Raw genomic sequence first — 12,964 nt, forward strand, 5'->3', positions numbered from 1 at the left:
ATGTCCTCCGTCATGCCGCTGCCTGGATGGCAGGGAACGTCTTGCAAGGCTCGATCTTCAGGTCCGCCGCCACCAGCCCGCTGCGGCCATCTTCGAACTTGACCTGCGTTTCGATGTACTGCGACTGCTTGCCGCTGTAGAGCGCAGCGATCAGCACCGCGTACTTCTCGGCGATGAACTTGCGCCGCACTTTGCGGGTGCGGGTCAGCTCATCGTCGTCGGGGTCGAGCTCTTTGTGCAGCACCAGGTAGCGGTGGATCTGCGTGTCGCTCATCAATGGCTCGGCCGCCAGGTCGGCGTTGACCTGCTCGATGCAGTCGCGCACCAGGCCATACACCTGCGGGTGCGCGGCCAGGTCGGTGTAGCCGGAGTAGGCGATGCTGCGGCGCTCGGCCCAGTTGCCCACGGCTTCCATGTCGATATTGATGAAGGCGCAGACCTCGTCGCGCTGGTCGCCGAACACCACCGCCTCTTTGATGAAGGGGAAGAACTTGAGTTTGTTCTCCACGTAGTTGGGCGCGAAGATGGCGCCGCCGTTCATCTTGCCCACGTCCGCCGCGCGGTCGATGATCTTCAGGTGGCCTTCGTGGTCGAACAGGCCGGCGTCGCCGGTGTGGAAGTAGCCTTCGGCGTCGATCGCTTCGCTGGTCGCGTCGGGACGCTTGTAATAACAGTCCATCAATGTTGGCGACCTGACCAGCACTTCGCCGTTGTCGGCCAGCTTGACCTCGACGCCGGGCGCCGGCAGGCCGACGCTGTCGAACTTGATCTGGCCGTCCGGTTGCAAACAGATGTAGGCGCAGGTTTCGGTGGAGCCGTAGAACTGCTTCAGGTTGACGCCGATGGAGCGGTAGAAGCGGAACAGGTCGGGGCCGATCGCGGCGCCGGCGGTGTAGGCGACCCGCACGCGCGACATGCCCAGCACGTTTTTCAGCGGGCCGTAGACCAGCACCCGGCCCACGGCGTAGGCCAGGCGGTCGGACAGCGCCACCGGTTTGCCGTCCAGGATGGCGGCGCCGCAGCGGCGGGCCACCGCCATGAAGTGGTGGAACATGTGGCGCTTGATGGCGCCGGCGTCTTCCATCCGTATCATTACGGTGGTCAGCATGTTTTCGAACACGCGCGGCGGGGCGAAGTAATAAGTAGGGCCGATTTCGCGCATGTCGGTCATGACGGTGTCGCCGGATTCGGGACAGTTGACGGTGAAGCCGGCCGTCATCGCCTGGGCGAAGGAGAACAGGCAGTCGCCCACCCAGGCCATCGGCAGGTAGGACAGGATGTCTTCTTCGTCGGTGAGGTTCTCGAAACCGACGCCGCCGGTGCCGGCCGCGATCAGCGCGTTGTGGGTCTGGCATACGCCTTTCGGCTTGCCGGTGGTGCCGGAGGTGTACAGGATGATGGCGTTGTCGCTGCCCTGGCCGGCCTTGACGGCGTTGTCGAACATGCCGGGATTGGCCTGGTCCCAGGCGCGGCCCAGCTCCTGCAGGCGGGCGAAGGACAGCAGGCCTTTCTGGCGGTAGTGGCGCATGCCGCGTTCGTCGTCGTAGGCGATGTGTTCGATATGCGGATATAAACTTTGCAGTTCCATCAACTTGTCGACCTGTTCCTGGTCTTCGACGATGGCGTAGCGGATCTCGGCGTTTTCCAGCACGTAGGCCATGTCGGCGGCCGGGGCGTCCTGGTACAGCGGCACCGGCACGCCGCCCAGGCATTGGGCGGCCAGCATGGACCAGTAGAGGCGGGGGCGGTTGTCGCCGATGATGGCCAGGTTCATGCCGCGCTGGAAGCCGATGGCGGCCAGGCCGCAGGCCAGCGCCCGCACTTCGTCGTTGACCTGGGACCAAGTCCAGCTTTGCCAGATGCCCAGGTATTTTTCGCGGAATGCGGGTTTCCCTGGACGGAGCCGGCCATGGGCCAGCAACCAGCGCGGGAATGTCTCGTTCTGTGTATGCACCAGTGTCTCCTGTTGCTGTTTGCTCGTACTTGTTAAACTTCTGATACGGCAGCCTTTTTATGTGATGATATTAGCCTGCCGCTGGAAGTCAGGTTGTCTTTTCAGCGACATTTGACCGACTTTTCCATGGTGCGTTGCAATAATGCCTAATCAACATCAAATTAGCCTCAAAGAAGCATTGCGCACGGCGATCTGGGCTCAGGGTCTGACGCCGGAACAAATGGCGCGCGTGGAGGCTGAGACTTTTGAAACCTTTGTCGCCAAGGGGGGTTATGTTTGCCGCAAAGGTGAGATGGTGGAGAATTGGCTGGGTATTATGGACGGCATGGTCAAGATGACGAATTTCTCGGCGGCCGGTAAAAGCGTGTCATTTACCGGCGTGCCGGCAGGCGGCTGGTTTGGCGAGGGGTCGCTTTTAAAAAAAGAAATACTCAAATACGATGCGATGGCTTTGCGCGATACGCGTATCGCCCGTATGCCTATTTCTACTTTTCATTGGTTGCTGGAAACGAGTTTGCCTTTTACGCGGTTTTTGCTGATGCAATTGAATGAGCGTTTGGGGCAGTTTATCGGCATGGTGGAAAATGACCGTTTATTAAATCCGGATACGCGCGTTGCGCGCTGTCTGGTGTCCATGTTTAATTCCCATCTTTATCCGGGATTGGAGAAACTGGTGCAGATATCGCAGGAGGAATTAGGCCTGCTGTCCGGCGCTTCGCGCCAGCGCGCCAATCAGGCATTACAGCTGCTGGAGAAACAAGGCTTATTAAGTCTTGATTACGGCGGCATCCGCATACTCGACCTCGAAGGCCTGCGCCGCTACGAGGCCTGAGCACCACTCCCATACGTTGCCAATTTCCGATCAGGGCAGTTTTTGCCTTCAAATCATGCTAATTTTTAGCGCGTTTGCGCCAAATTTCAGCATTTGACGGTCGAGCAGAAGGAATCGCTGGAGCTGCTATTTTTCTACGACTGCTTAATATGCGGCTTATCGTTGGTGGTGTTGATTTTCTGTGGCCGTAAATATACTTCCAGGAATGAAGAGGCTTTTGCGTATCCGTTGGTGATAATCCTCTTGTTCGATTGAACGCCATTTTCCGTCGGAGGAGATGAGGCGATCATGATCACTGCGGGTTTCGGCGCGCTGCGGAACAAGCTGTGCCATTAATGCACACGTTCAAAGTTCGAAACGTATATCCCCAGCAATCGCGGTATCATAGCGGTAAGCTATGCCGCACCGGCGGCGCACCGGACTTCGACTTATTCCATGCCTAATTCAGATACCTCCCACGTTGTCGAGCGCTTGGCGCTGCTGCGCGCGGCGATGCGTCAGCAGCAGATCGACGCGTTGATCGTGCCGTCCGCCGATCCCCATTTGTCCGAATATCTGCCGCCGCGCTGGCAGGGCCGTGAATGGCTGTCGGGTTTTACCGGCTCGGTCGGCACATTTATCATCACGCCCGAATTCGCCGGCATCTGGACCGACGCCCGTTATTGGGCCCAGGCCGAACAGCAACTGGCAAATACCGGCATCCAGTTAATGAAGCTGACCTCCGGCGCCAGCGTCCAATATGTCGACTGGCTGGCCGCCTATTTGAAATCCGGCCAGACGGCTGCCGTCGACGGCGCGGTGCTCGGCCTGTCCATCGCCCGCCTGCTGGAACAGGCGCTGCAGGCCAAGGATGTTGCGCTGCGCACAGATATTGACCTGCTCAACCAGGTCTGGACCGACCGCCCCGCGCTCCCGGCCGCACCGGTTTACGAGCACCTGCCGCCGTACGCCTCCAAAACCCGCATCGGCAAACTGGCCGATTTGCGCATTGCAATGAAGCAACTTGGTGCACAACGCCACCTGATTTCGACGCTGGACGACATCGCCTACCTGTTCAACCTGCGCGGCGCCGACGTCAATTACAACCCGATTTTCCTGTCGCACGCCCTGGTCGCGCCGACCCGCGCCACGCTGTTCGTCGCCGACGGCAAGATCCCGCCCGCGCTGCGCGCCACGCTGGCGGAGGAGGGCGTGGACGTCGCGCCCTACGAATCGGCCGCCGCCGCCCTGGCCGCGCTGCCCGCCGACAGCACGCTGCTGATCGACCCGCGCCGCCTCACCTACGGCACGCGCCAGTGGGTGCCGGCCAAGGTCAAGGTGATCGAGGCGATCAACCCGACCACCTTCGCCAAATCGAAGAAAAGCGAGGCCGACGCCGAGCATGTGCGCGCCGCCATGGAGCAGGACGGCGCCGCCCTGTGCGAATTCTTCACCTGGCTGGACCAGACTTTGGCCGATCCGCAGCGCGCCCCGCTGACCGAAGTGGCCATCGACCACCACATCACGGCGGCACGCGCGCGCCGTCCCGGCTTCGTCAGCCCGAGCTTCTCGACCATCGCCGGCTTCCGCTCCAACGGCGCGATCATGCATTACCGCGCCACCGAAGCCCAGCACTCCATCATCGAAGGCGACGGCCTGCTGCTGATCGATTCCGGCGGCCAGTACGTGGGCGGCACCACCGACATCACCCGCGTGGTGGGCGTCGGCGCCATCACGGCCGCCCACAAACGCGACTTCACGCTGGTGCTCAAGGGCGTGATCGCCCTGTCCCGCGCGCGCTTCCCGCGCGGCACCCGCTCGCCGATGCTCGACGCCATCGCCCGCGCGCCGCTGTGGGCCGAGGGCCTGGACTTCGGCCACGGCACCGGCCACGGCGTCGGTTACTTCCTCAACGTGCACGAAGGCCCGCAGTCGATATCGCAATCGGCGATGCCGGAGCCGCACACCGCCATGGAGCCAGGCATGATTACATCGATAGAACCGGGGCTGTACCGTCCCGGCCAATGGGGCATCCGGATTGAAAACCTGGTGCTGAACCGCCCTGCGGGCCAGACCGAATTCGGCGAGTTTCTCGATTTCGAAACGCTGACCCTGTGCCCGATCGACACCCGCTGCATCGACGCCGCGCTGCTGCGCGACGACGAGAAACGTTGGCTGAACGACTATCACGCCACGGTGCGCAAGCGCCTGCGGCCGCTGGTGTCCGGCGATGCGCTGGCCTGGCTGGAAACCCGTACGGAGGCACTGGCATGAGCGGCCGCGCCACCCGGGCCACGTCCGCCGTCGACCGCCTCAAGGTCCGCAGCGGCAATGCCAAATACTCGATGTCGCGCACCGGCAGCGGCCATTTTTTCCTGACCGAGGGCGCGGGCCAGCCGCCGCTGTGCGCGCCGCTGGAGCTGGACGACTTTGTCGCCTTCGTCAACGGCATCTCGCCCGGACCGCCCAAGCGCGTCAGCAAGCTCGATGTCGCGTTTGAAAAACAGCTGATAAAAAAAGCGCCCTGAGCGCCGCCGCGCTGCCCGTCGCAAGGCGCGCCACCATTGAGAGAGACCGAGCATGCCATCGATAGAATTCCTGTTTGCCTACTGGTCTGCCCACGAAATCGCCACCAACGGCGTGATTTTGCTGAACCTGGTGGGGGCGCTGCTGCTTGGGCTGATGGTCGGCTACGAGCGTTCGTACCACGGCCGCGCCGCCGGCATGCGTACCTACGGGCTGGTTTGCATGGCCTCCGCCGCGCTGACGGTGATCGGCGGCTACCCCGGCGACTGGTTCGGCGGCCACACCGGCCACACCCTCCTGACCTCCGACCCGACCCGCATCGTGCAGGGCATCGTCACCGGCATCGGCTTCCTCGGCGCCGGCGTGATCATGCGCGAAGGCTTCAACATCAGCGGCTTGACCACGGCGGCCTCGATCTGGGCCTCGTCGGTGATCGGCGTGATGGTCGGCATCGGCTTCTACCTGGGCGCGATGGGGCTGGCCGTGCTGTGCGCCGGCGCGATGATCCTGCTGACCAAGGTGGAGGCCTGGCTGCCGTCGCGGCATGCGATCGCGATCACCATGCGTTTCAAGGCGGGCTACCTGCCGCAGGAAGCAGTGCTGCGTTCGACGGCGCTGCAGCGCGGCTACGAGATCGCAGGCGGTTCGATGATGATAGGCAGCGACGGCGGCATGCAGGAGTGGCGCTTCGTCGCCATCGCGCTGAGCAAGCGTAGCGGCGCACCGATGTCGGTGCTGTCGGCGGAGCTGGCCCAGTTCGACGGCATCCACAGCTTCCAACTATCCCACGCACGTAACTGACCATGACGATGAACGCACAAGCCCAAGCCGTATTCGATTTCTGGTTCCAGGCCGCTGACGCGCCGCGCAGCGAGTGGTTCCAGAAGAACGAGGCATTCGACCGCGAGATTGCAAGCCGCTTCGGCGCGCTGATAGAACAGGCGCTGGCCGGCGGCCTGCATGAATGGGACGAGGAAGGCCCGCGGTCGGCGCTGGCGCGCATCCTGGTGCTGGATCAATTCTGCCGCAACGTCCATCGCGGCACGCCGCTGGCCTTTGCCGGCGACCCGCAGGCCTTGCAGGCGGCGCGGAACATGGTCGGCGCGGAACGGGACCAGGCGCTGACGCCCTTGCAGCGCGCCTTTGCCTATCTGCCTTTCGAGCACGCGGAGGACATGGCGATGCAGGAGCAGTCCGTGGTCCTGTACACGCGCATGCACGATGCGGTACGCAGCACAGCGCCGGCGGGCATCGCCAACAGCATCGGCGGCATGCTCGATTACGCCCATCGCCATCGCGAGGTGATACGCCGCTTCGGCCGCTTCCCGCATCGTAACGCCATCCTCGGCCGCGCATCGACGCCGGAAGAACAGGCGTATCTGCAGCAGCCGGGGTCCGGCTTCTGATGGCGACGCTGAACCTGATCGGCGCCGGTCATGTCGGCCGCGTGCTGGGCCGCCTGCTGGCGGCGCAAGCCGGCTTCCAGGTGCAGCAGGTGCTGACGCGCTCCGCAGCCTCGGCGCGGGCGGCCGTGGACTTCATCGGCAGCGGCGCGGCCGTGGAGCGCTACGATCAATTGCAGCCGGCCGCCGTGCACCTGCTGGCCGTCGGCGACGACCAGATTCAATCCGCCTGCGCCGCGCTGGCGCAGGCCGTGCCGCTGCGCGGCAGCGTGGTGTTCCATTGCAGCGGCGCGCTGGCCTCGGACCAGTTGCAGGCGGCGCGCGACGCCGGCGCGCTGGTCGCCAGCGCCCATCCGATCCGCAGCTTTGCCGATCCGGCGGCGGTGGCTGCCCAATTTGCAGGCACCTTCTTCGGCATCGAAGGCGACGCCGCCGCGCTGGCCGTGCTGACTCCGGCCCTGCAGGCCATCGGCGCGCAGCCGGTGCCCATAGCTGCATCTGCCAAGACCGTGTATCACGCGGCAGCCGTCTTCGCCAGCAACTACCTGGTGACGGTGCTGGACGCCGCGCTGCGCGCCTACCAGGCCGCCGGCATTCCTGAGCCGGTGGCGCGGCAGATGGCGCAGCCGCTGGCCACCGAATCGATGGCGAATGTGTTCCGCCTCGGCGCCGCCGCCGCGCTCACCGGCCCGATCGCGCGCGGCGACATGGCGACTGTGGATCGTCAACAACGGGCGGTCAGCCAGTGGGATGCCGCCAGCGGCGAGCTGTATCGGGCGCTGGTGGCGCCGACCGTCGAACTGGCGCGGCGAAAACCACGGAAATAGCACGCGATGGCGACTACGGCTCTTATCTCCTTGCAAATTACTACTTAACAACTATATTTTAAGTAGGTGTATGCTTTGTCCAGAACGCCCGCACCTGTCGGCGTTGCAGTTTTATTGGTACGAATTCACAAATAAGTTTCAGGATTAGTCGACAAACTCGGGAATTAGCAATAAGCTTGTTTCTTAGAATGTTTTCTTGAAGAATCAAACACAAAGCCGGCGCACCAATAGGATAGGGGTAAGAACATGTTATTTCTGAAGAGTACGACCGTCACGAAAGCGCCAGGGATTTACGACGTAGACATCGCCGCTAAACCGCCAGGCAAGACCTTTGGTGTGTTCATGGCCACCGATCCCGACAATCCACCGGCCGAAGTGCTGGCGGCGCTGGCTGCGATGGGGTTCAAGAACACCTACAGCGGCGGCTACACCCACAAGGACCGCGGCAAGGTGCTGGACCTGCACTTCCAGAAGGACGGTACCGACCTGTTCCAGGGCTGGAAAGCGGAAGAGATGGAAGCCAATATGGCCGCCATCACCGCGCTGTTCGGCGGCATCGGCATCACCATCACGCCACGCGTAATGACGCTGGCCGAAGCCTACGCCTAAGCCTGCACTTCGATGTGATACAGCGCCCACGGGCAGGAACCGAACCGCTCCGCGAGCGGTTTGACGGCCATCTCGTGGACCTTGTCGGCATCGTAGATCGCCCATAGCGGTCCCAAGCCGCCCAGCGCCATCGCCGCGCCATCCAGATGGGTGGCGACGATGTAGCGCTGCGCGCGCGCCTGCGCCACCGTTATCGTGGCCGCATAACCATCCACCGCACGTAACACCAGCTTGCCGCTATCGCCCAGCGATGCGCCGGCAGCCTTCATCACGTCCAGCAGCAGCGGACCGCGCAGCGTGTGCACCTTGTTGTCGTACTCCAGCGTCGGCGCGATGGTGATGGCCGGCAGCGCGGCCAGCGCCGCGAAATCGAAGGCGTGCGCCTTGTCGAAGCTGAGCTTTTGCTTGAACATCATCTGGTCCCGCACCGGGTCGAAGCGGCCGCGGTTGACCTTGCCGATGGCGCCGGTGACGGTCAGCAGCGCCGGGCCGGCGGTTTTCGACGCGGCCGCTTGCGCGGCGGCGGGCAGGGCGGCGGCGGCCATGCCGGCCAACGCGGCGCGGCCGAGGAACTGGCGTTTTTTCATGCGGAATACTCCTGGCTGACGTAGTGCCGGTATCATACCGCGCATGGATCTATTTGCCGACGACAGCGCCTTGATGCCCATCCCGATCGAGGATGGCGAACTGTGGTTTCAGCAGCGGCTGGCGCTGGACCTGACGCCGGCCGAGGCCATGCAGCGCCTGCTCGACGAAACCGACTGGCGCGAGGAACAGATCCAGGTCTGGGGCAAGCTGCACATGCAGCCGCGCCTGAGCGCCTGGCATGGCGACGCCCGCTACCGGTATTCGGGCAAGCTGTTCCACCCGCTGCCGTTCACGCCTTTGCAGCTGCACATCAAACAGGCAGTGGAGCAGGCCACCGGCCGCCAATTCAACAGCCTGCTGCTGAACTACTACCGCGACGAGCGCGACCGCATGGGCTTCCACGCCGACAACGAGCCGACGCTGGGGCTGAATCCGGCCATCGCCTCGGTCAGCTTCGGCTCGCCGCGCACCTTCATCCTCAAGCACCGCACGCTGCCCAAGACCGTCAAGCTGGCGCTGGGCGACGGCTGCCTGCTGCTGATGGCAGGCAGCCTGCAGCATCACTGGCTGCACGGCATCAACAAGGAACGCGCGCCGCGCGGACCGCGCATCAACCTCACTTTCCGCAATATTCTGCGCGAACCTTAAGCCTCTCTTAAGTTTGGTCTAAGCTGACTTAGGCCAGCCATTATTTGGCTTACATCCTGTCACACTTCTTACTAAATCGGTGGGGACATCAGTTGGCACGAGTGCTATCTTGACTCCATCGCACTTCAGAGAACTGCGATCCCAAGCAAGTCCAACACTCATTTTTGCTGAAAGATCCAAGACCATGAAAAAAATTCTGTTCGCATTAGTCGCTACCGCCGCCGCCTTCGCCGGCACCTCCGCTTACGCAGCCGATCTCGGCGACGACGCAGGCTCCGCCTACGTTGGCGCTGGCGTGCTGGGCAGCCGCTACAAGTTCGACGTGCCCAACGCCACCAGCTCTTCCGGCAACAGCGGCACCAAGGCCGGCGGCAAGATCTACGCCGGCTACAACATCGACAAAACCTGGGCGGTTGAAGGCGGCTACACCAACTTCGGCAAGCAAGACTACAACTACACCGTGAACGGCGCCGCCGGCAGCGTGAAGTCCGACGCCCACTCGTTCTACGTCGCGGGCAAGGGCACCTGGCCTGTGAATGAGCAGATCGCCGTGTTCGGCAAGCTGGGTGTGGCGCGCAACCACAATTCCGTCAGCACCACCGGCATCGCTGCCGTCAGCGGCGACGCCAACAAGAGCGCGCTGTACGCTTCGGTCGGCGCAGAGTACGCGATTTCCAAACAGGTGAAAGTCTCGCTGGAGTATGAAAACTACGGCAAGAACAACATCGACATGGGCCGCAAAAACGGCGCGATCACTGCCGGCGTGCGCTACAACTTCTAATCCCGGTTAGCGGCAATAAAAAAAGGCCACCTCGCGGTGGCCTTTTTGTTTTTACACGGTCAGTGGCTTGTAGCGGATGCGCTTAGGCTTCGCACCTTCCTCGCCCAGACGTTTCTTCTTGTCGGCTTCGTATTCCTGGTAGTTACCGTCGAAGAAGGTGACTTGCGAGTTGCCTTCGAAGGCCAGGATGTGGGTGGCGATACGGTCCAGGAACCAGCGATCGTGGGAGATCACCAGCACGGAACCGGCGAACTCCAGCAGCGCATCTTCCAGCGCGCGCAGGGTTTCCACGTCCAGATCGTTCGACGGTTCATCCAGCAGCAGCACGTTGCCGCCCTTGAGCAGCGTCTTGGCCAGGTGCAGGCGGCCGCGTTCACCGCCGGACAGGTTGCCGACGATCTTCTGCTGGTCCGAACCCTTGAAGTTGAAGCGGCCCAGGTAGGCGCGCGACGGCATGTCGAAACGGCCGACGCTGAGCATGTCGGCGCCGCCGGACACGTCCTCGAACACGCTCTTGCTGTCGCTCAGCGTATCGCGGCTCTGGTCCACCAGCGAGATGCGGGCGGTCTGGCCGATCGCCACTTCGCCGCTGTCCGGCTTGTCGAGGCCGGCGATCATCTTGAACAGCGTCGATTTACCGGCGCCGTTCGGGCCGATGATGCCGACGATGGCGCCCGGCGGAATGGTGAACGACACATTGTCGATCAGCAGGCGGTCGCCAAACGCTTTCGACACGTTCTTGAACTCGATCACTTCATTGCCCAGACGCTCGGCCACAGGAATGAAAATCTCCTGGGTCTCGTTGCGCTTCTGGTATTCGTACTCGCTCAGCTCGTTGAAGCGGGCCAGGCGGGCCTTGGACTTGGCCTGGCGCGCTTTCGGATTCTGGCGCGACCATTCCAATTCCTTGGCCAGTGCTTTCTGGCGCGCGGACTCGGTCGATTCTTCCTGCTTCAGGCGGTTGGCCTTCTGGTCCAGCCACGACGAGTAATTGCCCTTCCATGGGATGCCATGGCCGCGGTCCAGTTCCAGGATCCATTCGGCGGCGTTGTCGAGGAAGTAGCGATCGTGGGTGATGCCGACCACGGTGCCCGGGAAGCGCAGCAGGAATTGTTCGAGCCATTCGACGGACTCGGCGTCCAGGTGGTTGGTCGGTTCGTCGAGCAGCAGCATGTCCGGCTTGGACAGCAGCAGCTTGCACAGCGCCACGCGGCGCTTCTCGCCGCCGGACAGCACGCCGATCTTGGCGTCCCATGGCGGCAGGCGCAGCGCGTCGGCGGCCATTTCCAGTTGCAGGTTCAGGTTGCCGCCGTCGGAGGTCGAGATGATCGCTTCCAGACGCGCCTGCTCGGTGGCCAGCGCGTCGAAGTCGGCGTCTTCCTCGGCATAGGCGGCGTACACGGCTTCCAGCTTGGCTTGCGCCTCGAACACTTCGCCCAGGCCGGATTCGACTTCCTGGCGCACGGTTTTTTCGGGATCCAGCTGCGGTTCCTGCGGCAGGTAGCCGATGTTCAGGCCCGGCATCGGCACGGCTTCGCCCTGGATGTCGGTGTCGATGCCTGCCATAATTTTCAGCAAGGTCGACTTACCGGAGCCGTTCAGGCCCAGCACGCCGATCTTTGCGCCCGGGAAGAAGGACAGCGAAATATCTTTCAGAATCTGGCGCTTGGGCGGGACGATTTTGCCCACGCGGTTCATGGTATAGACGTAATTTGCCATTGAGAATCTCAGTCAGAATTTTTGAATTGCGTAGAAATGCAAGGAAGGACGACAGGATACGATAAATCCAGCCGCCCGCCCACTATTTAGCGCGTTTGCTCATCCACAGGCCCTCGGCCACGTACAGCGCCAGCGCGGCCCAGATGATGACGAAGCCGATCAGCCGCGCCTGCGGGAAGGTTTCATGGAACACCCACACGCCCAGCAGCGCCTGCATGGTGGGCGACAGGTATTGCAGCAGGCCCAGCACCGACATCGGAATCTTGCGCGCGCCGGCCGCGAACATCACCAGCGGGATCGCGGTGATCGGCCCGGCCGCCGCCAGCAGCCAGCGGGTGCCGTCGGACGGCGTGTTGAGGAAGGTGTTCTGGCCGTGGATGGTCAGCCACAGCACATAGGCCAGCGCCAGCGGGAACAGCAGCATGGTTTCCAGCGACAAGCCTTCCAGCGCCGCCAGCGCCGCCGTCTTGCGCAGCAGGCCGTAGCCGCCGAAGGTGATGCCCAAAATTAAGGCAATCCACGGCAGCTGGCCGGCCGACCACGTCAGCCACAGCACGCCGCTGGCTGCCACGCCGATGGCCAGCCACTGGCCGCGCCGCAGCTTTTCCTTCAGCACCAGCAGCCCGAGCAGCACGTTGATCAGCGGATTGATGAAGTAGCCGAGGCTGGCGTCGATGACGTGGCCGTTGTTGACCGACCAGATGTAGACGAACCAGTTGGCCGTCAACAGCAGCGAACTGGCGACAAAGCTGGCCAACACGCGCGGATTGCGCAGCACTTGCGGCAGCCACTTCCATTGCTGGCGGGCCGTCAGCACCAGGCCCAGGAACAGCAGCGACCACAGCATGCGGTGCGCCAGGATTTCCAGCGCCGGCACCTCGCCGATGGCGTGGAAGTACAGCGGGAACAGGCCCCAGCAGAAGAACGCGAATGTGGCGTAAAAAATACCTGGGTTCATGAGGGCGGACGGCGGGGACGAGGGCAAGGTCTGCCATTATCGCTGAAATGGCGCGCCGCCGCTGCGGACCTCGCGCTTGAGCCCGCACCAGCGTACACTGGCGTTATTGAAATATTGGAACGCCCTTCCATGCGAAAATC

At 62.9% G+C, this 12,964-nt stretch carries 13 protein-coding genes; 9 read left to right on the plus strand and 4 right to left on the minus strand.

The window, feature by feature from the left end:
• Window positions 1-10: 10 nt before the first annotated feature.
• The gene (locus GEV01_RS21755; RefSeq protein WP_152807638.1) at window positions 11-1,957 is read right to left on the minus strand and encodes an AMP-binding protein; all 1,947 of its coding nucleotides are present in this window, start codon (window positions 1,955-1,957) and stop codon (window positions 11-13) included.
• Between the two features lie 139 nt (window positions 1,958-2,096).
• On the opposite strand from GEV01_RS21755, the gene GEV01_RS21760 reads away from it, so the two are divergent.
• The 7 genes from GEV01_RS21760 (at window position 2,097) to GEV01_RS21790 (ending at window position 8,130) form a co-directional block, all read left to right on the plus strand.
• Window positions 2,097-2,786 carry a Crp/Fnr family transcriptional regulator gene (locus GEV01_RS21760; RefSeq protein ID WP_008443538.1) on the plus strand — a complete coding sequence of 230 codons (690 nt, stop codon included), beginning with the start codon at window positions 2,097-2,099 and terminating at the stop codon, window positions 2,784-2,786.
• A gap of 435 nt (window positions 2,787-3,221) precedes the next feature.
• The gene (locus tag GEV01_RS21765; protein ID WP_152807639.1) at window positions 3,222-5,039 is read left to right on the plus strand and encodes an aminopeptidase P family protein; all 1,818 of its coding nucleotides are present in this window, start codon (window positions 3,222-3,224) and stop codon (window positions 5,037-5,039) included.
• On the plus strand, window positions 5,036-5,293 hold the full coding sequence (locus tag GEV01_RS21770) for a hypothetical protein (RefSeq protein WP_008443543.1): 258 nt from the start codon (window positions 5,036-5,038) through the stop codon (window positions 5,291-5,293). Before GEV01_RS21765 ends, GEV01_RS21770 begins: the two co-directional genes overlap by 4 nt.
• A 52-nt stretch (window positions 5,294-5,345) precedes the next feature.
• Complete coding sequence (locus GEV01_RS21775; protein ID WP_152807640.1) at window positions 5,346-6,092, plus strand: MgtC/SapB family protein; 747 nt, start codon at window positions 5,346-5,348, stop codon at window positions 6,090-6,092.
• Between the two features lie 2 nt (window positions 6,093-6,094).
• Window positions 6,095-6,697, plus strand: a complete 603-nt coding sequence (locus tag GEV01_RS21780) for a DUF924 family protein (RefSeq protein WP_152807641.1) — start codon at window positions 6,095-6,097, stop codon at window positions 6,695-6,697.
• Entirely contained in the window at window positions 6,697-7,521 is an 825-nt protein-coding gene (locus GEV01_RS21785; protein WP_152807642.1) for a Rossmann-like and DUF2520 domain-containing protein, read from the plus strand. Before GEV01_RS21780 ends, GEV01_RS21785 begins: the two co-directional genes overlap by 1 nt.
• 246 nt (window positions 7,522-7,767) lie before the next feature.
• Window positions 7,768-8,130: a hypothetical protein gene (locus GEV01_RS21790; protein ID WP_070268190.1), complete on the plus strand. Its 363-nt coding sequence runs from the start codon at window positions 7,768-7,770 to the stop codon at window positions 8,128-8,130.
• Here GEV01_RS21790 and GEV01_RS21795 read toward each other — a convergent pair.
• A complete protein-coding gene (locus tag GEV01_RS21795; RefSeq protein ID WP_152807643.1) occupies window positions 8,127-8,717 on the minus strand; it encodes a molybdopterin-dependent oxidoreductase in 591 nt (196 codons plus the stop codon). The genes GEV01_RS21790 and GEV01_RS21795 overlap by 4 nt on opposite strands.
• A 43-nt stretch (window positions 8,718-8,760) precedes the next feature.
• On the opposite strand from GEV01_RS21795, the gene GEV01_RS21800 reads away from it, so the two are divergent.
• Together GEV01_RS21800 and GEV01_RS21805 are read left to right on the plus strand one after the other, a co-directional pair.
• Window positions 8,761-9,366 carry an alpha-ketoglutarate-dependent dioxygenase AlkB family protein gene (locus GEV01_RS21800; RefSeq protein ID WP_152807644.1) on the plus strand — a complete coding sequence of 202 codons (606 nt, stop codon included), beginning with the start codon at window positions 8,761-8,763 and terminating at the stop codon, window positions 9,364-9,366.
• Window positions 9,367-9,550: 184 nt separating this feature from the next.
• On the plus strand, window positions 9,551-10,147 hold the full coding sequence (locus tag GEV01_RS21805; protein WP_152807645.1) for an outer membrane beta-barrel protein: 597 nt from the start codon (window positions 9,551-9,553) through the stop codon (window positions 10,145-10,147).
• 51 nt (window positions 10,148-10,198) lie between these two features.
• Here the strand turns inward: GEV01_RS21805 and ettA are convergent, their stop codons facing one another.
• Complete coding sequence (gene ettA / locus GEV01_RS21810) at window positions 10,199-11,866, minus strand: energy-dependent translational throttle protein EttA (RefSeq protein WP_008443553.1); 1,668 nt, start codon at window positions 11,864-11,866, stop codon at window positions 10,199-10,201.
• An 82-nt stretch (window positions 11,867-11,948) separates the two neighbouring features.
• Window positions 11,949-12,824: an EamA family transporter RarD gene (rarD, locus tag GEV01_RS21815; protein WP_152807646.1), complete on the minus strand. Its 876-nt coding sequence runs from the start codon at window positions 12,822-12,824 to the stop codon at window positions 11,949-11,951.
• Between the last annotated feature and the right edge of the window lie 140 nt (window positions 12,825-12,964).

It is taken from the genome of Rugamonas rivuli, from assembly GCF_009380165.1.
Lineage (GTDB): Bacteria > Pseudomonadota > Gammaproteobacteria > Burkholderiales > Burkholderiaceae_D > Rugamonas > Rugamonas rivuli.